Source organism: Actinosynnema sp. NPDC049800, from assembly GCF_040656635.1.
Lineage (GTDB): Bacteria > Actinomycetota > Actinomycetes > Mycobacteriales > Pseudonocardiaceae > Actinosynnema.
This window is the reverse complement of the sequence record NZ_JBFAMT010000022.1, coordinates 1-17,447: the sequence shown is the minus strand read 5'-3', so window position 1 is coordinate 17,447 and position 17,447 is coordinate 1. Positions and strand designations below refer to the sequence as shown.

Annotated in this window: 15 protein-coding genes; 4 read left to right on the top strand and 11 right to left on the bottom strand. The window is 71.5% G+C overall.

Annotated features, from left to right (window positions below; all coding sequences use genetic code 11):
- Positions 1-87 precede the first annotated feature (87 nt).
- The 4 genes from AB0I91_RS24165 to AB0I91_RS24150 are packed head-to-tail and all read right to left on the bottom strand — an operon-like array spanning position 88 to position 4,223.
- The gene (locus AB0I91_RS24165) at positions 88-1,143 is read right to left on the bottom strand and encodes an ABC transporter ATP-binding protein (protein ID WP_499638910.1); all 1,056 of its coding nucleotides are present in this window, start codon (positions 1,141-1,143) and stop codon (positions 88-90) included.
- Positions 1,143-1,964: an ABC transporter permease subunit gene (locus AB0I91_RS24160; RefSeq protein ID WP_499638908.1), complete on the bottom strand. Its 822-nt coding sequence runs from the start codon at positions 1,962-1,964 to the stop codon at positions 1,143-1,145. The genes AB0I91_RS24165 and AB0I91_RS24160 overlap by 1 nt, the downstream gene beginning before the upstream one ends.
- Positions 1,961-2,845 (bottom strand): carbohydrate ABC transporter permease, encoded by an 885-nt coding sequence (locus AB0I91_RS24155; RefSeq protein WP_499615635.1) that lies wholly within the window; start codon positions 2,843-2,845, stop codon positions 1,961-1,963. Before AB0I91_RS24155 ends, AB0I91_RS24160 begins: the two co-directional genes overlap by 4 nt.
- Positions 2,832-4,223, bottom strand: coding sequence for an extracellular solute-binding protein (locus AB0I91_RS24150; protein WP_499638906.1), 1,392 nt, complete (start codon positions 4,221-4,223; stop codon positions 2,832-2,834). The genes AB0I91_RS24155 and AB0I91_RS24150 overlap by 14 nt, the downstream gene beginning before the upstream one ends.
- Positions 4,224-4,512: 289 nt before the next feature.
- Between AB0I91_RS24150 and AB0I91_RS24145 the strand changes: the two genes are divergently transcribed.
- Positions 4,513-4,878, top strand: a complete 366-nt coding sequence (locus tag AB0I91_RS24145) for a DUF5684 domain-containing protein (RefSeq protein WP_498777249.1) — start codon at positions 4,513-4,515, stop codon at positions 4,876-4,878.
- A 277-nt stretch (positions 4,879-5,155) separates the two neighbouring features.
- Positions 5,156-6,412, top strand: coding sequence for a vanadium-dependent haloperoxidase (locus tag AB0I91_RS24140; RefSeq protein ID WP_498777247.1), 1,257 nt, complete (start codon positions 5,156-5,158; stop codon positions 6,410-6,412).
- Between the two features lie 21 nt (positions 6,413-6,433).
- Here AB0I91_RS24140 and AB0I91_RS24135 read toward each other — a convergent pair whose 3' ends face one another.
- From AB0I91_RS24135 to AB0I91_RS24115, 5 genes are all read right to left on the bottom strand, one after another.
- Positions 6,434-6,745, bottom strand: a complete 312-nt coding sequence (locus AB0I91_RS24135) for a hypothetical protein (RefSeq protein WP_498777245.1) — start codon at positions 6,743-6,745, stop codon at positions 6,434-6,436.
- A 155-nt stretch (positions 6,746-6,900) separates the two neighbouring features.
- On the bottom strand, positions 6,901-7,857 hold the full coding sequence (locus tag AB0I91_RS24130) for a cyclase family protein (protein WP_499615643.1): 957 nt from the start codon (positions 7,855-7,857) through the stop codon (positions 6,901-6,903).
- A gap of 156 nt (positions 7,858-8,013) precedes the next feature.
- Positions 8,014-9,594 carry a GMC family oxidoreductase gene (locus AB0I91_RS24125; RefSeq protein WP_498777241.1) on the bottom strand — a complete coding sequence of 527 codons (1,581 nt, stop codon included), beginning with the start codon at positions 9,592-9,594 and terminating at the stop codon, positions 8,014-8,016.
- Positions 9,595-9,702: 108 nt separating this feature from the next.
- Complete coding sequence (locus AB0I91_RS24120; RefSeq protein WP_498777239.1) at positions 9,703-10,158, bottom strand: SgcJ/EcaC family oxidoreductase; 456 nt, start codon at positions 10,156-10,158, stop codon at positions 9,703-9,705.
- Positions 10,159-10,438: 280 nt separating this feature from the next.
- Complete coding sequence (locus AB0I91_RS24115; protein WP_498777237.1) at positions 10,439-10,906, bottom strand: SgcJ/EcaC family oxidoreductase; 468 nt, start codon at positions 10,904-10,906, stop codon at positions 10,439-10,441.
- Positions 10,907-12,002: 1,096 nt separating this feature from the next.
- Between AB0I91_RS24115 and AB0I91_RS24110 the strand changes: the two genes are divergently transcribed.
- On the top strand, positions 12,003-13,577 hold the full coding sequence (locus AB0I91_RS24110; protein WP_498777235.1) for a GMC family oxidoreductase: 1,575 nt from the start codon (positions 12,003-12,005) through the stop codon (positions 13,575-13,577).
- Between the two features lie 104 nt (positions 13,578-13,681).
- Here AB0I91_RS24110 and AB0I91_RS24105 read toward each other — a convergent pair whose 3' ends face one another.
- The gene (locus AB0I91_RS24105) at positions 13,682-14,908 is read right to left on the bottom strand and encodes a cytochrome P450 (protein WP_499638904.1); all 1,227 of its coding nucleotides are present in this window, start codon (positions 14,906-14,908) and stop codon (positions 13,682-13,684) included.
- A gap of 36 nt (positions 14,909-14,944) precedes the next feature.
- Positions 14,945-16,402, bottom strand: coding sequence for an MFS transporter (locus AB0I91_RS24100; protein WP_498777231.1), 1,458 nt, complete (start codon positions 16,400-16,402; stop codon positions 14,945-14,947).
- 116 nt (positions 16,403-16,518) lie between these two features.
- On the opposite strand from AB0I91_RS24100, the gene AB0I91_RS24095 reads away from it, so the two are divergent.
- The gene (locus AB0I91_RS24095; protein ID WP_498777229.1) at positions 16,519-17,379 is read left to right on the top strand and encodes a helix-turn-helix transcriptional regulator; all 861 of its coding nucleotides are present in this window, start codon (positions 16,519-16,521) and stop codon (positions 17,377-17,379) included.
- Positions 17,380-17,447: the final 68 nt, after the last annotated feature.

Here is a 17,447-nt window from a genome sequence, read left to right as displayed (position 1 = left end):
ACCGAGTGTAGCGACGTTCCGCCACGCCGGCGGCGTGCCTCGCGCGGTCCGGAACCACGTCGCGCGAGGTGCGCTCCCTCGGACCGGTCAGCCGCCCAGCAGGCGGCCGTCGTCCGCGCCGTAGTACAGCAGCCTCCCGGGCGCGGCGGCGACGGTGAGGGACGTGCCGAGGGTGGGCTCCTCCTGCTCCGGCACGGTGAGGCTGATCAGCGTGCCGTCCGGGCAGTCGAGGGTCACCAATGACGAGACACCCAGGTTCTCGACCGTGGACACCCGGCCCGTGATGCCCTCGCCGGCCGGCGCCAGGTACTCGGGCCGCACGCCCACCACGACGGGGGTGCCGTCGGCCAGTCCCGGCGGGCCCGGCAGCCTGGTCCCCGCGCACTCGACGTGGCCGTCGCGGGTCCTGGCCCCGATCAGGTTCATCGGGGTGGAGCCGATGAAGTTCGCGACGAACGTGTCGGCGGGCCGTTGGAACACCTCGCGCGGCGTGCCCAGCTGGCGGAGCCGGCCCGCCTCCATCACCGCGATCCGGTCGGCCAGCGCCAACGCCTCGGCCTGGTCGTGGGTCACGAAGACGGTCGTGAGCGCCAGCTCGTGCTGCAACCGCTTGAGGAACGTCCTGGCCTCCAGCCGCAACCGGGCGTCCAGGTTGGACAGCGGCTCGTCCAGCAGCAGGACGTCGGCGCCCGCGGCGACGGCCCGCCCCAGCGCCGCCCGCTGCTGCTGACCGCCGGACAGCTGACCGGGCCTGCGGTCGAGCAGCGCGGACAGGCTCAGGCCCTCGGCCACCTCGACCGCCGCTTCCCGTTGCCGCGCTTTGGGCGCACGGCGCACGCGCAGCGGGTAGGCGATGTTCTCCGCCACCGTCATGTGCGGGAACAACGCGTAGTCCTGGAACACCATCGCCACCCCGCGCCCGCCGGGTGGCAGGCGGGTCACGTCGCGCGACCCGATCGCGATGGCGCCCGCCGAGGGCAGCTCGAGGCCGGCGATCGTGCGCAGCAACGTGGTCTTGCCGCAGCCGGACGGTCCGAGCAGCGCGAACAGCTCGCCGTCCACGACGCCCAGGTCGAGGCCGTCCACCGCGCGCACCCCGTTCGGGTACACAGTGGACAGACCGGTGATGTCGATGCCCGCCATCAGCTCTTGATCCCCCCGTGGAATCGGAACCCGTAGCGCTTGTCGACGACCAGGTACAGCAGCACGACCGGGATGGAGTACAGCAGCGAGAACACCGGGATCACGGTCAGGTTGGCGCTGCCGCCCTCGTCCTGCAACGTCCGGATCAGCACCGCGGCCGGCTGCTTGCCGACGTCGCGCAGCAGCAGGAACGGCAGCAGGAAGTTGCCCCACGCGTTGACGAACGACCACACCAGGATCATCGCCAGCCCCGGCCTGGCGGTCGGCAGCACCACGTGCCCGAGCACCTGCCGGGGCGAGGCGCCGAACACCCGCGCGGACTCCTCGTACGAGCGCGGCACGGAGTCCACGAAGTCCTTCAGGATGAAGATGGCGGCGGGCAGCATGCCGCCCGCGATCACCAGCGCCGTGCCGAAGCGGGAGTCGATGAGCCCGAGCTGCAGCATCAGCACGAACAGCGGCACCATGGCCGCGGTGCCCGTGACCACGCTGGACAGCAACAGCAGCACGTACAGCAGCACGTCCCGGCCGGGGATGCGCACGCGGGAGAGCGCGTAGGCGGCCAGGGCGGCGAACGCCGTCGTCACCGCGGTCGCCACCAGGCACAGCACCAGCGAGTTGACCAGCGACCGCACCACGTACGGGTGGCCGAGGGTGGCGATGACGTTCGCCGACGTCCACTCCGGCCAGCGGATGCCGAAGCCCGGCCGCGCGTCGAACGGCGCGCCGGCCAGCCACAGCATCGGCACCGCGAAGAACGCCAGCACCACCGCGATCAGCACGTGGAAGCCGATCCGGCGCACCACCGACCCCGGTGTCACGCGCGCCTGCGCAACAGCCGCAGGTACACCAGCGCCACCGCCAGGTTCCCGACCAGCAGCAGCAACGACATCGCCGACGCGTACCCGAGCCGGCCGCTCTCCAACGCCTGCCGGTAGATCAGCACGGGCAGCACCTCCGACTCGTGGTTCGGGCCGCCCGCGGTGAGCAGGAACGGCGTGAAGTCGTTGGCCGTCCACAGGCTGATCAGCAGCGTGTTGGTCAGCACGTGCCCGCGGATGTGCGGGAACACCACGTCGCGCACGGTCTGCCAGCCGCCCGCGCCGGCCAGCCGGGCGGTCTCCAGGTGCGACGGCGGCACGGCTCGCAGCGCGGAGTTGTACAGCAGCATGGAGAACGCCGTGCCGCGCCAGGTGTTGAACACGATCAGGCTCGCCATCGGGTACTCGACCAGCCACGCCGTCCCCGGTTGGCCGAGGAGCAGGCCGAGCGTGCCGCCGTCCCGGCTCAGCACGGCGAACCACAGGTAGGCGACGACGGGACCCGGCAGGATCCACGCCAGCAGCACGAATGCCTCGACGACGCGCCGCAGCCGCGGCCGCACCCGGCGCAGGAGCCAGGCGAGCGCGAAGCCGAGCGCGTTCTGCCCGACGAGCGCGGAGCCGAGCACGAACAGCGCGGTCAGCCAGAGCGAGTTGGCGAACAGCGGGTCGGCCAGCGCCGTGGCGAAGTTGTCCAGGCCGACCACGCTCGGCTCGGCCGCGGCCGGTCCGGTCAGCTGGTAGTCGGTGATCCCGATGTAGAGCGTCCACAGCGCCGGGAACACCAGGAACAGGCCGATCAGCAGCAGCGCCGGCGCGAGGAACCCGATCGCCCGCGTCGTGCCGAGCCCCGCCGGGTCGCGGTCCTCAGCCGCCCGCAACGGCGTCCTCGCCGACCGCCTCGACCAGCGCGTCGTGGTAGGACCTCGCGGCGTCCTCCGGGCTCTTGCCCGCCACCACGTCGGCGGTCGCCTGCCGCAACGCCGCCGACACCTTCGGGTAGTCCGCCAGGCCGGGCCGGTAGCGGGTGATCGGCAGCACGCGTTCGGCGATGAAGGCCAGCATCGGGTCGCCCGCCAGCACCTCGTCGTTCACGTCGGTGCGCTGGGTGACCTGCGCGGCGCCCGCCAACGCCGACTTGACCGCCTCGGCCGAGTTGAGGAACTCCATGAGCTCCCACGCCTGCCGCGGGTACGGCGTGTTCGGGTTGACCACCCGCACGCCGCCACCGGACATGCTGACGAAGTCCTGGCCGCCGACCCCGGCGCCGGGCACGCGGGCGGGGATCAGCGCCCACCCGACGGCCGTGTCGCGGTCGGCCATCTTGGCGACGCCGACGCGCGGCTCGACCACCGAGCGCCAGAAGTAGTCGCTCTCCAGCAGGATGCCGATCTTGTTCTCGGCGAACAGCGCGAACGACCGGTCACGGCCCTTCGCCTCCTGCTGGAGGATCGGGTCGCCGAGCCCGTCCCGGTAGACGCGCTGGTAGAGCGAGAGGACGTCCTTGACGCCGGCCGTGGCGCCCTGCCACTTGCCGTCCTCGTGCACGGCCGTGCCGGTGCCCACCAACGCGGGCAGCACGCCCTGCATCGTGGTGGCCTCGCCCATCGCGGTGCCGGCGTTGAGCTGCAGCGGCCAGACCCCGGGCAGCGACTTGAGCTTCGCGGCGGTGTCGAGGACGTCGTCCCAGCTGCGCGGCTGCCAGTCGGTGGGCAGGCCGGCCTGCGCGAACAGCTTCTTGTTGTAGAACAGCACCCGGCCGTCGGTGCCCATCGGCACGCCGTAGCGCCGGCCGTCGAACTCGCCGAGGCCCTGCACGGCGGCGGGGATCTGCCGCCAGCCGTCCCACGAGTCGACCTCGTCCCCGCCGACGACGTCGTCCAGCGGCTCGACCAGACCGGCCTGGGCGAACTCGCCGAGCCAGATGCCGTCCAACTCGACGACGTCACCGCCGCCGCCGGTCTTGAGGTCCAGCGCGACCTTCGTCTTGAAGTCCTCGTCGCCGGCGCCGTTCTGCTCGAAGCGGACCGTGGCGTCCACGCCCTTGGCCTTCTGCGCCTCGGTGAACCTGGGGATCACCCAGTTCGCGATCCAGTCCGCGCCGCGCGCGTTCTTCCCGCCCGCCACCGCGTTGGCCGTGATCGTCAACGTGACTTCCCTGGCGTCGGCGTTGCGGGCCGGGTCCTCGTCCCGCGCCTGGCCGAGGCACCCCGCGAGCAGGCCCGTCACCGACAGCAGGACGACCGTTGTCCGCCGCATCGCGCCTCCCGCGAGAGTGCACGCCACTACGCCACCTCTCAACATGGCACCCCGGCTGTTCGACCGCAGCACCTCCGGCCGTCATCACCCGTTTGATGGCCGGACACCGGCGGCCCGGCGACCCGGCGGGCCCGAGCACTGGATTGATCTCGAACGGCTCACGAATCGGCCAACACCGGTGCGTTCGCGCCCGCCGACTGGGAACGTTCCGCGCCACGACCGGCTGGGGGAACCCCGATGCGTGCGATCAGCGCCCGCACCTCCGCCGGTTGCCGGAAGGAATCACGCGGTGAACCAGACCGACTCGTCCGCCCTCGTCATCCCCGCCGTCATCGGCGCGGTGATCGGCCTCTTCCTGATCGTGGCCATGTGGAAGGTCTTCGCGAAGGCGGGCAAGCCCGGGTGGGCGGCGATCATCCCGCTCTACAACATCTACGTGCAGCTGAAGATCGTGGGCCGTCCCGGCTGGTGGCTGATCCTGTTCTTCATCCCGGTCGTCAACATCGTCATCTCGCTGCTCGTCGCGATCGACATGGCGAAGTCGTTCGGCAAGGGCAGCGGGTTCGGCGTCGTCGGCCTCTGGCTGTTCGGGTTCGTCGGCTACCCGATGCTCGCCTTCGGCAGCGCCACCTACCGGGGCCCGGCGGCCGCCTGACCGCACACCCGGGACCCCGGTTCGGCCACCTCCGTCCACGAGACGTCGGTGGCCGAGCCGGGGTTTTCCTTTGCACGGCCCCGCACGGCGCGTGGACCACACGAACAGGTGACCTCCGACCTCCGGCCGACCTCCAGGGGAAAAACCGCAGGTCATGGATGAGATCGACCCGAACCCGCCTGCGGCGGCGGCTGGGTGTTGCGCCTGCCCGACACCTGGCGATACGTTGCGTAGTCGTGTCGATGCGCTAGGGATACAGCCGGGGTTGACGATGGTCATGACGCGCCGCACGGCGGTTCACGCGGTTCTTGCCCTGACGGCGTCGCTCGCCCTCGCGCCGCCGGCCGTCGCCGAGGCGAACGCGTCACCGAACGCGGTCGTCGTCTGGGACCTCAACGCGCAGACCGCCATCTGGGACGTCGCGCAGCAGTCGCCGCCACAGGTCGCCGGACGCGGTTTCGCGATGGTCAGCGGCGCCGTCTACGACGCGGTGAACGCGATCGCCGGCACGCCGTACGAGCCCTACCTCGTCGCACCGCGGGCCAACGGGCGCGAGTCGACGGACGCCGCCGTCGGCACGGCCGCCTACCGGGTGCTGGACGCGATCTTCCCGGCACAGCGGGAAAGGCTGCGCACGCAGTACCACCAGTGGCTCGCCGGCATCCCCGAGGGACCGGCGAAGCGCGACGGCATCCGGGTCGGCGCACAGGCCGCCGCCGCGATGATCACGGCACGGCAGGACGACGGCGCCTTCGACCCCCGGCCCTGGACCGTCGGCACGGAGCCGGGCCAGTACCGCCCCACTCCCCCTGGCTTCGAGAACACGGGAGCCTGGGTGGGTTTCCTGAAGCCGTTCGCCGTTCCGGACGCGACCATGTTCCGCACCCCGGGGCCGCCGGCGGTCACGAGCCACGCGTACGCCCGCGATTTCGACGAGGTCAAGCGGTTGGGCTCGGCGACGAGCACCGCCCGCACCGCGGACCAGACCGACGCGGCGCTCTGGTGGCACGACCGACGTTCCGTCAGCTGGGGGATGAAGCGGGACCTCGCCGTCACCCAACGACTCGACGTCCTGGAGACCGCGCGCTTCTACGCGCTGGCGGACGTCACGGGCGCGGACGGCGCGATCGCGTGCGCGAACGACAAGGAGTTCTGGCACTTCTGGCGGCCGATCACCGCCATCCGGTCCGCCGACACCGACGGCAACCCCGCCACCGCGGCCGACCCCGGCTGGACCCCGCTGGTGACGACCCCGCCGAACCCCGACTACCCCTCCGGCCACACGTGCCGCACGGCCGCGCAGATGACGGCGTACGCGCACTTCTTCGGCCGGGACCGCGTCCCCTTCAGCGCGTTCAGCGTCGACAGCGGCACCACGCGGCACTTCGACAGCTTCTCGCAGGCGACCGCCGAGGTCGTCGGAGCCCGCATCTGGGCAGGCATCCACTTCCGGTCCGCGGACGTCGACGGCACCGCGCTCGGCACGGCCGTCGGCAACCACATCACGAAGCGCTACTTCCAGCCGCGGCGATGACCCGCCGCACGGGCGCGCGGCTCAGTCGTCGCGGCCGGGATCGTCGCCGGCCGCCCGGCGGAGTTCGACTATCCGCACGACGCGGCCCATGGGTTCGCTGAACGAGGCCACGATCTTCGCGATGCCCGCGCACACGGCGAAGACGAACAGGCCCAGCGCCCAGACCGGCGTCCCCTGGGCCACGAAGTGCACCATCACCGCGCCGAGGTCCTTCAAGGCCAGCACGGTGGCGGAGACGAGCACGGCTAAGACCCCGATGCCGAGCACGAGCAGGCGCCGCCCCTGGCGATCGAAGCGGGCACGCGGCGCGGCGTGACGAACGTCATTGTCCATGCGCGCCAACGTAGTGGCCCACGCCGAGGCCACGACATGCCGAAACCACCAAGGCGAGCCGCGCATTTCTGTCGACGTTCTCCAAAGCCGCCCGCACCACGTGCGCGCTACCTCCGGCTGCCGGGCGACGGCGAGGCGATCCGCGGGTCTCGCGGTCAGAACGTGGCGATCGGGTTGACCGGGCTGCCGGACGTGCCGGCGAAGCGGACCGGCGCCACCGCGAGCTGGAAGTCCCACTGGCCGAGCTCGGCGGCGGTCGTCGCGCACGCCTCCAGGTCGCAGTTGTCGAGCAACCACAGGCCCATCGCGACGAGACCCACGGCGTGCACCGGCATCAACACGTCCTCGTACCCCGACGGCTGAACGTCCTGAGGGGTGTCGGCGCCGATCAGCGCGACCCCGCGTTCGTGCAGCCACGGCAGGCAGGACGCGTGCCAGCCGGCCTGCGTGACACCGCCGGACGGGCCGGCCTCGTGCCGGGCGCGGCCATGGCCGGTACGCAGGAGCACCGCGTCGCCGGACCGCACCCGCACGCCCTGCCGGCGTTCGGCCTCCTCCAGGTCCTCGGGGAACACGCCCTGCCCCGGTTCCAGCCACGGCACATCGCGGACCCTCGCGACATCCAGCAGGACGCCACGCGTGACGATCCCGTTCGCCGCCGCCGTGACAGCCGCCCACGCCGATCCCGTCGCGGGGTCGACCAACGAGTGCGACCGCCCGTTGTACATCGTGCCGTCCCAGAAGAGGTGGCACGGCGAGTCGACGTGAGTCACGGTGTTGCCGTGGAACGTGAGGCCGAGCCGCTCCAAGGAGAAGCCCCACCGCCGGTCGTTGCGGAAACCGGGCACCGGCATGTTCTCGGCGCCGGGCATGTCGGCCGCGCACGGGCACGTCGTGGTCGCCCGCTCCATCTCCTCCGGCACGGCGACCTCCCACGCGCACGACACGCCCCGGCCGTGGCGCACGGCCCGCGCCGCCGCCAGCCGGACGTCGTCGGTGATGTGGTTCAGCGTGCCGAGCTCGTCGTCGTCGCCCCAGCGCCCCCAGTTCGACAGCGTGTCGAAGTACCCGAGCACGTCGTCCTGCGTGGGCATCGGTCGCTCAGCCGTCATCCCAGCATCGACTCCTCCGGTCACGCCGCCGCTCCGGAGCAAGGGTATGGCACGCCTGTGGCGCCGTGACGACTCGGCCGTCGGGCACGGTGCGCGGACGTGGCGGATCGGCGGACGGGCGTGCCGTCCGGCCGATCCGCCGCACCCGCGAACCCCTCAAGCGGCCAGGGCTTCGGTGCCGCGCGACGGGAGCGCCGGGGCGCCGCTGATGAGGTCGGCGGCCTTCTCGGCGATGGCGATGACCGGGGCGTTGGTGTTGCCGCGGGTGATCGTCGGCATCACCGAGGCGTCGACCACGCGCAGCCCCTCGATGCCCATGACGCGCAGTTCGGCGTCCACGACCTGCCCCATCGCGCACGTGCCCACGGGGTGGTAGGTCGACTGCGTGCGGGCCCGCGCGTAGGCGCGCAGGTCCTCCTCCGAAGTGGACGCCGGCGGCCGGAACGCCGTCTCCGTGTACGGCTCCAGCGGCGCCGTGCCGGCGATCTCCAACGCGATCCGCAACGCGCGCACGGCCGTGTCCAGGTCGGCGGGGTCGGCGTAGTAGTTGTGCACGATCCGCGGCTTGGCCGTCGGGTCGTCCGAGCCCAGCGACACGTGCCCGCGGCTCAGCGGCGTGAGCAGGGACGCCCCCAGCGTGATCGCGTGCGCCGTGGGCGCGGCCAGGCCGCTGTCCGCGATCATCACCGGCGCGGTCAGGAACTCGACGTCCGGCGCGGGCAGGCCGCCGACCGTCCGCACGAAACCGCCGGCCTCGGGGCCGTTGGAGGTCAGCGGGCCCCGACCCTCGGTGATGAACTGCTGGACGGACTCGGGAGCGCCCGCCGCCAGCATGCTGATCGGGTGCCGGTGGGTGTAGACCAGCGGCACGAGCGCGTGGTCCTGGAGGTTCTGCCCGACCAGCGGCTGGTCGAGCACGACCGGGATGTTCAGCGCGCCCAGCATCGCGGCCGGCCCGATGCCCGACAGCATCAGCAGCTGCGGCGAGTTGTACGCCCCGGCGGCGAGGACGACCTCGCGCTCGGCGCGCACGGTGATCTCCTCGCCGGCGCGGTAGCCGACCACACCCGTGGCGCGTCCGCCCTCGACCAGCACGCGGTGGGTCTGGAGGTTCGCCTCCAACGTGAGGTTCGGGCGGTGCAGCACCGGGTGCAGGAACGCGGTCGCGGCGCTGGACCGGCGGCCGTCGCGCTGCGTGACCTGGAAGTAGCCGAACCCGTCCTGGGCGGGGCCGTTGAAGTCGTCGTTGGCGTCGAACCCGGCGGCCGCGGCGGCGTCGAGGAACGCGGTCGACATGGGGTTGCGGGCGCGGTTGTCCGACACGCCCAGCGGACCGCCCACGCCGTGGAACGCCGACTCGCCGCGGTCGTTGTCCTCCGAGCGCAGGAAGTAGCCCAGCAGGTCGTCGAAACCCCACCCCGGCTGCCCCCAGGCGTCGAAGTCGAGCGGGTTGCCGCGCACGTAGATCATCGAGTTGATGGAGCTGGTGCCGCCCAGCACCCGGCCCTGCGGCAGGAACACGCGGCGCCCGTTGAGGCCCGGCTCGTCGTGGGTGTCGTAGTCCCAGTCCACGCCCGTGCGGAACAGCTTCGCGAAACCGGCCGGCACGTGGATGTTCTCCACGGTGTCGAGCGGACCGGCTTCCACCAGGCACACGGTGACGTCCGGGTCCTCGGTGAGGCGTGCCGCGAGCACGCAGCCCGCGGACCCGCCGCCGACGATCACATAGTCGTACATCCGGTTCTCCTTCTCCGAACGAGCGGTCCGCGCACCGCCGGACGCCGCGCACGACCCGTCGTTGCGACCTCTGGACCGTGCGCGGCCTGCGGACGTGCTGGAAGTGGGTCAGCCCTGGAGCGGGCTGGACTGGTAGGACGCGAGCCACCAGTCGCCGTCGCGCTTCACGACGACCCACATGGTGCGGGAGGAGTTGCCCTCCGGGACGGACGTGGCGTCCTTGGCCGCCAGCCCGCCCGTCGTGATGACCATCGCGACGTCGGGGCTCAGGAGCCGGACGTCCGCGACCTCGTCGATCAGCTTCGTGCCGCTGAAGCCCGCGTTGAACGCCGCCGTGAGGTACGCGTGGATCTCGCCGTGGCCCTTGAGCTGCTCGTCGCCCAGCAGCAGGCTGCCGTTCTCGACGAACAGGTCGGTGATGCCCTCGGCGTCGTTGTCCTCCCACAGGGCGCGGAAGCGCAGCACGATGGTCAGCGCGGCGCCCTCCGGGCCCGTCGTGTAGTCACCGTAGTAGGTCGCCCACTGCTTGGCCTGGGCGACGAGCGATGAGGCCTTGGAATCCATTTTCTCTCCTCCGCGGTCGGCTGGGTGCTGTTCTTCTTGAACGCCTGGTGATCGAGCCAGTGCCGGCTTCGGGCATGTGTGTCCTCTTCGGACGGATTCCCGGTCACGCTCCCCGCCCGGGGCGACAAGTTCCGCCCGCGCATGGGCGGATCAGCAGCGACAGGGGCGACGCCGCTGATCCGCCCTGACCTCCGGCGTGGCCCCCGACCGGCGGTCGTCCGGGAGGCACTCGACCGCCAGAGGTCATTCGCGCGCGCCGGCGGGGCGCGCCTCGAACCGGTTACCAGCGCAGCGTCGCGCCCTCGCCGCGCGGGCTGTTCTGGTAACCGGCGAGCAACCAGGTGCCGTTCCGCTTGACGCAGACCCAGGTCGACCGGACCGCGAGCTCGGGCGCGATCTCGGTCTCACCCGGGGCCAGGATGCCGCCGTGCGTGCGCAGCAGCGCGACGTCGTCGGAGTAGAACCGGACGTCGACCGGGTTGCCGGTCACGCCGCTGCCCTTGAAGGGGCCCGCGTACGCGGCCTTCATGAACGAGCGGATCTCGTCGCGGCCCTGCTTGAACACGTCACCCGGCAGGATGAGGATGCCGTCCTCGGCGAAGACCGCCGCCACACCGTTCGCGTCGTTCTCGGCCCACGCCGCGACGAGGCGGAGCGGGACGCTCAGGACCTCCTTCTCCTTCTCCGTGGTGAAGGGCCCGTAGTAGGCATCGAGCTGCGCTTCGCGATCTGTGGTGGCCGTAGCCATGTGCTTCCTCCTCGTCGGTTCCCGCGCGAGCAGCGGGAACCAGTTCCGCAGAACCAGTCGGCCGCATCGGAAATGATCGCCGTAAAACGCGCAACGCACGTCCGGCACTCCCGATACTGCCCCGGATCGAACTGACGTCACTTCTCCCGTGTTGCTTTGTGTCGATCACGGCCGGCGACCGCCGATGATTGGCACACCGGGCGACCGGCCCACTGCGGCCGTATCGGCCGAATGGCCGTCCGTGAATCGGGAAAGAAGTGCACCAATCGCTCCATTCACGAAGATTCGGACATAACGGTCGAATCCGCACGAAAGATTTCGGTGGCACCCCGGACCCTTTTGAGGGCACTTCACGCCCGATGTCGGAATGATCCCCGAGAAGACCGGCAAGACCGGGTGCGACACGCGGGCGAACCCCGCACAGCGGCACTCCGAACCACTCCTCCGGTGGCGACGAAGCCCCAGCGGGGCCGACCGCCCCGCACGCGAGACAAGAAGAACACCCAAGGGTTCCAGCGAGGTTCCAATTAGTGAGTTATGCTCACAAGACTGCTCTGACCTGCACTTTATCTGCATGCAACTCGAACCGACCGCTGGTTTCGACAGCGCCCGACCGCAGGGGTCGGACACCAACCGATCCACTACGGGCCACATACACGCGCATCGCACCAGTCAATCCGCACGGCATTCGCGGGCGATCGCGGCGCCTGTCAGGGCAACCCCGGAGTAGTCCCGCCCCGATCGCCCGAGCCACGATGACGACGTTATTGCCATGGACTGGGGGAGCAATGGTTCCGGCTGCTTCGTCGCGACCAGGACGAATCGGACAGCCACTGCCGCACCGGTCGCCACCACGACTGGCGTCGCGAAGATTCGGGTTCCCGTACGGCCGGGCGCTCGACAATTCTCCGACCGCCGGGTTGCGGTAGCGTCCACGGTGACGATCCGGTCCCCCATTGCCGTTGCGCGCGCAACCAGCTCGATGGCCTGACCGTGGTTTGCACACCTCGTTGACAGTCGCCCGCACCGCCGGCAACGGTGACGCGGGGGCAGGTCGGCGCATTTCTCCAGGACGAAATCCGGGAAAGGATTGCGGATGTACGATTACGTTATCGTCGGCGCCGGCTCCGCTGGGTGCGTGCTCGCCGCTCGACTGAGTGAGGACCCGGACGTCAAGGTCTGCCTGATCGAGGCCGGACCGGTCGACAGCTCCCAGAACATCCACATCCCGGCCGCGTGCGCCCAGCTCTTCCGCACCAACCTCGACTGGGACTACGACACCCACGTCGAGCCGTACGCCGACAACCGCCGCATCTACCTGCCGCGCGGCCGCATGCTCGGCGGCACCAGCGGCATGAACGGCATGGTGTACATCCGGGGCGCCCGCGAGCGCTACGACGCGTGGAACCAGCCGGGCTGGAGCTACGACGAGCTGCTGCCGTACTTCAAGCGGTCCGAGGACAACGAGCGCGGCGCCGACGAGTACCACGGCGTCGGCGGGCCGCTGTCGGTGTCGGACAACCGTTCCAACAACCCGATGACGACCGCGTTCGTCGAGGCGGCGCTGGAGGCGGGCTACCCGGCCAACCACGACTTCAACGCGGCCAAGGAGGAGGGCTTCGGCTTCTACCAGGTGACGCAGCGGGACGGTCGCCGGTGCAGCAGCGCGGTGGCCTACCTGCACCCGTCGATGGCGCGCCCGAACCTGACCGTCGAGACCGACATGCTCGTGCACCGGGTGCTGTTCGAGAACGGCCGCGCGGTGGGCGTCGCCGCCTCCCGGCTCAGCGAGCAGTTCGAGATCCGCGCCGCGCGCGAGGTCATCCTGTCCGCGGGCGCCTACAACACCCCGCAGCTCCTGCAGCTGTCGGGTGTCGGCCCGGCGGAGCTGCTGCGCGCGCTCGACATCCCGGTCGTGCTGGACCAGCCGATGGTCGGCCAGAACCTGATCGACCACACGCACGACTTCCTGATCTACACCACCTCCCAGCCGGTGAGCCTGCTGGCGGCCGGGCAGCCGGAGTACGTCCGGCAGTTCATGGAGGAGGGCCGCGGCCCGCTCACGTCGAACATCCCCGAGTCCGGTGGGTTCGTGGCCTCCCAGGCCGGCCTGGAGCTGCCCGACCTGCAGTTCCACGCCGCGCCGGTGATGTTCGCCGACGGCGGCCTCGGCGTGCCGACCGCGCACGCGATCTCCTTCGGCGCGGACGTGATCGACCCGCTGAGCCGGGGCAACATCATGATCGCCTCGGCCGACCCGACCACCAAGCCGAGGATCCTGCACAACTTCTTCGCCGAGGAGTCCGACATGGACGCCGCGGTGGCCGGTCTGCGGCTCACCATGGAGATCGCGAACCAGAAGGCGCTCAAGCCCTACGCCGAGGCGCTGCACAACCCGCCGGAGTCCGACTCGGACAAGGACCTGCGCGCCCACGCGCGCCGGTACTCCGAGACGGCCTACCACGCGGCCGGTTCGTGCGCGATGGGCATGGTCGTCGACCCCGAGCTGAAGGTCATGGGGCTGGAGGGCCTGCGGGTCGTGGACGCGTCGGTCATGCCGACGGTGTTCGCCAACCCGAACGGCCCGACGATCGCGATCGCGGAGAAGGCGTCCGACATGATCCTCGGACTCCCCCTCCTGCCGCCGCAGACGGTGGCCGTCGCCCACTGACGTCACCACCGGTGACCGGAGAAGCCCCCGACCGTCTGAGCCGGTCGGGGGCTTCTGCGCGGCACGGGCCGGGCGCGGCCACGGGGCTCGTGGCCGCGCCCGGCTCACCAGGTGACGGGCAGCTCGCGCAAGCCGTAGGAGCGCGCGTCGTGCTTGAACTCCAGGTCCTCGAACGCGACGGCGGGCCGCAGCCCCGGGACGCGCCGGAACAGGGTCTCCAGGACGACCTGCAACTGCACCCGGGCCACGTGCTGCCCCAGGCACTGGTGCGGGCCGAACCCGAACGCCAGGTGGCGCCGCGCGTCGCGGGTCAGGTCGAGCCGGTCGGGGTCGGCGAACGCCGCCTCGTCGCGGTCGGCCGCGGCCCCGGACACGATCACCGCCTCGCCCCGGCGCACCGGCACGCCCGACACCTCGACGTCCGCGACGGCCACCCGCGCGGTGAAGTGCTCGACGACCGTGAAGTAGCGCAGCAGCTCCTCCACCGCGCCCGGCACCCGCTCCGGGTGCGCGAGCAGGCCGGCCACCCGGTCGGGGTCGCGCATCAGCGCCAGCGCCGCCAGCGAGATCATCCCGGCGGTCGGCTCGTGCCCGGCCACCACGAGCAGCCGGGCGAGGTCGACCAGGGCGTCGCGGTCCACCTCGCCGTGCCGCTCGCGCCGGGTGCGGAGCTGCCTGCTCAGCAGGTCCTCACCGGGCACGCGTTCCTTGCGGGCCACCAGGTCGGCCAGGTAGGAGCGCAGCGCGGCGGTGGCCGCCCCGTGCTGCTCCTCGTCCGCGCCGGCGCGCGCCAACCGGGCGGTCAGCTCCTGGAACAGGACGTGCTCCCCGGGCGGGACGCCCAACTGCTCGCCGATGACCAGCGCGGGCACCGGCAGCGCCAACGCCCCCACCAGGTCGACCGGTTCCCCGGCGGCCAGCATCGCGTCCACGCACCCGTTGACGATCTCCTGGACGCGCGGTCGCAGCAGCCCGGCGTGGTCGGCGGTGAACTCGCCGCCGACCGAGCCGCGGGCCTCCGCGTGCCGGTCGCCGTCCGCGGCGAGCAGCGGCGGGGGCTCGGCGCCCGCCGCGCCACCCGACGTCCGCAGCGGGAACGCCGGGTGGCGGCGGTCCGAGGCGAACCGCGGGTCCGACAGCACGAACCGGGCGTCCCGGTGCCGCGTCACCAGCCACGCGATGCTGCCGTCGGTGAGCTGGACCCGGCTCACCGGCTCCTGGGCCCGCAGCCGGGCGTACTCCGGCGGCGGCTCGAACGGACAGGTCCGCGGAGCGGGGTAGCTCATGAGGTGCGCGGCCGCCGCGACCGCGCCCCGTTCCGCTGTGGTCACGGCGACCTCCTCACTCGGGACCGGGCCCACTCCTCGTCACGCCGCCGCGGCGGCGGCGCGCTTGGCCTGGGCCACCGTGCGGGCGAGGAAGACGGCCGCGACGACGGCGACCGCGGCCAGGATCGCCAGGTAGGTGAACGTGCTCGTGGTGGCGTCCGACGAGGACTCGGGCGTCAGCGGACGTCCGGCCAGGGTCAGGAAGAGGCTGCCGAACACGGCGATGCCGGTCACCTGGCCGAGCTGCATGGTCGTGGTCAGCAGACCACTGGCGTCCGCGGCCTTCTGCATCGGCACCTGCACCAGCGACAGCACCAGCAGCGGGCTGAACGCGAAGCCGACGCCACCGCCGACCACCACGACCGAGATCCACATCAGCGCGCCGTGCGGGTCGCTCTGCGCGCTCGCGGCGATGCCGACGTAGCCGAGGATGCACAGCACCATGCCGATGGTCGGCACGAGGTGGTGGATGCGCGGGGGCAGCTTGCGCCAGAAGAAGCCCACCAGGCCGAACGCGGCGGCCATCGGCGTGAACGTCAGACCCGCGAACAGCGCGGAGTCGCCGAGGCCCTGCTGCAGGTGCAGCGCGAAGGCGAACAGGAAGCCGCCGTAGGCGATCTGGTTGAGCAGCAGGGTGGACACGCCGGTGCCCATGCTGGCGGCCTTGAACACGTCCAGGTTCAGCAGCGGGTCGCCGCCGCGGGCGCCGATGCGCTTCTCCACGACCACGAACACGACCGCGAGCACGAGGCCCAGCGCCACGCAGATGAACGTCCACGCGGGCCAGCCGGCCTCGTGGCCGAGCACCAGCGGCAGCACGATCAGGAACACCGCGGGCACCGAGATGGCCAGGCCCACCGGGTCGAGCTTGCGGGTGCCGCGCGGCGCGTCGGCCTCCATCAGCTTCGGCACCAGCAGCGCCAGGGCGATGCCGATCGGCACGTTGACCAGGAACGCCGGCCGCCAGGTCAGGTCCGCGATGTTGGCGTTGACGATGACGCCGCCGAGGATCATGCCCGCCACCGCGCCGACCGACAGCACCGCGCCGTACGCGCTGAGCGCCTTGGCCCGGGCCTGGCCGGTGAACCGCATCTGGATGACGCTCATGATCTGCGGCACCATGACGGCCGCCGCGGCGCCCTGGACGAACCGGGCGATGATCAGCACGAGCGTGGACGGTGCGATACCGCAGACCAGCGACGCCACGGTGAAGCCGATGGCGCCGATCAGGTACATGCGGCGCCTGCCGTGCAGGTCGCCCAGCCGGGCGCCGGTGATCAGCAGCATCGCGTACGCGACGGTGTAGCCGCCGACGACCAGTTGCAGGGAGGCGCCGGACGCGTTGAGGTCGACGCCGATGGTGGGCATGGCGACGTTGACGATCGTGACGTCCAGCAGGGCCATGAACTGGCCCAGCAGCAGTACCGTCAACATCCCCCACGGGTGCTTGCCCGAGACTTCCTGCGCGGGCGAGGAAGTGGCTGGTTGGGTTGTCATGCGGCCACTGTGGCGGTTCGGGCGAGCACACGGGTAGAGCCCGCGAACACTGTTACTGGTACTACCATGAACTACGCTGTGCGAAGCCGTGGAGGCACAGCGTGAGGATGGGGTTGATGAGCGTCGAGACCGCGGCGACGGTGCAGGAACGTCGCCGAGCCGAACTCGGGCAGTTCCTCCGGGCGTGCCGCGCGAGGTTGAGCCCGGAGGACGTCGGGCTGCCGCCGGGAACGCGCAGGCGCACCGTGGGCCTGCGCCGCGAGGAGGTAGCGCTGCTCGCCGGTGTGGGGGTCACCTGGTACACCTGGATGGAGCAGGGCAGGTCGATCAACGTCAGCGCGCAGGTGCTCGACGCCGTCGCGCGCACCCTCCGGCTGGACGCGACCGAGCGCTGGCACCTGTACCACCTCGCCGAGGCTACCCCTCAGCGCGTCGGCACGACGGCGACGAAGATCCCCGACGAGATCCGGGCGGTGCTGCGGGGCCTCGACCCGCTGCCCGCGACGCTGATCAACGCCCGGTACGACGTGATCCTGGCCAACGACGCGCACGCCGACCTGCTGTGGCAGTGGCACTCGATGCCGTGCGTGCACCGCAACATGCTGTGGTGCCACCTGACCGAGCCCACCGCCAGGCAGAAGCTGCTCAACTACGACGAGGAAGTGCCCTACACGGTGGCCCGCCTGCGCGCCGACTACGCCCGCCACGTGGGCGACCCGGAGTGGGAGGAGGACATCCGGCGGCTGCTCGCGCTCAGCGACGAGTTCGCGGAGCTGTGGGCGCGGCACGAGGTCGCCGAGCCGGAGGTCCGCATCCGCAAGCTGTCCAACCGCGACGCGGGCGACATGGCGTTCTCGATCAACGAGCTGGAGGTGGCGTCGATGCGCGGGATGCGGATCGAGGTCTACGTCCCGGCCGACGACACGACCAAGCAGCGCCTGCCGCTGACCAGGGGACACGTGACGGGGGCCTGCTGACCCGGGTGGCCGCCGCGCGGGCGCCGGCGGACCCCGCTCCCGCGCGGCCGTGCGCCGGGACGCCCGAC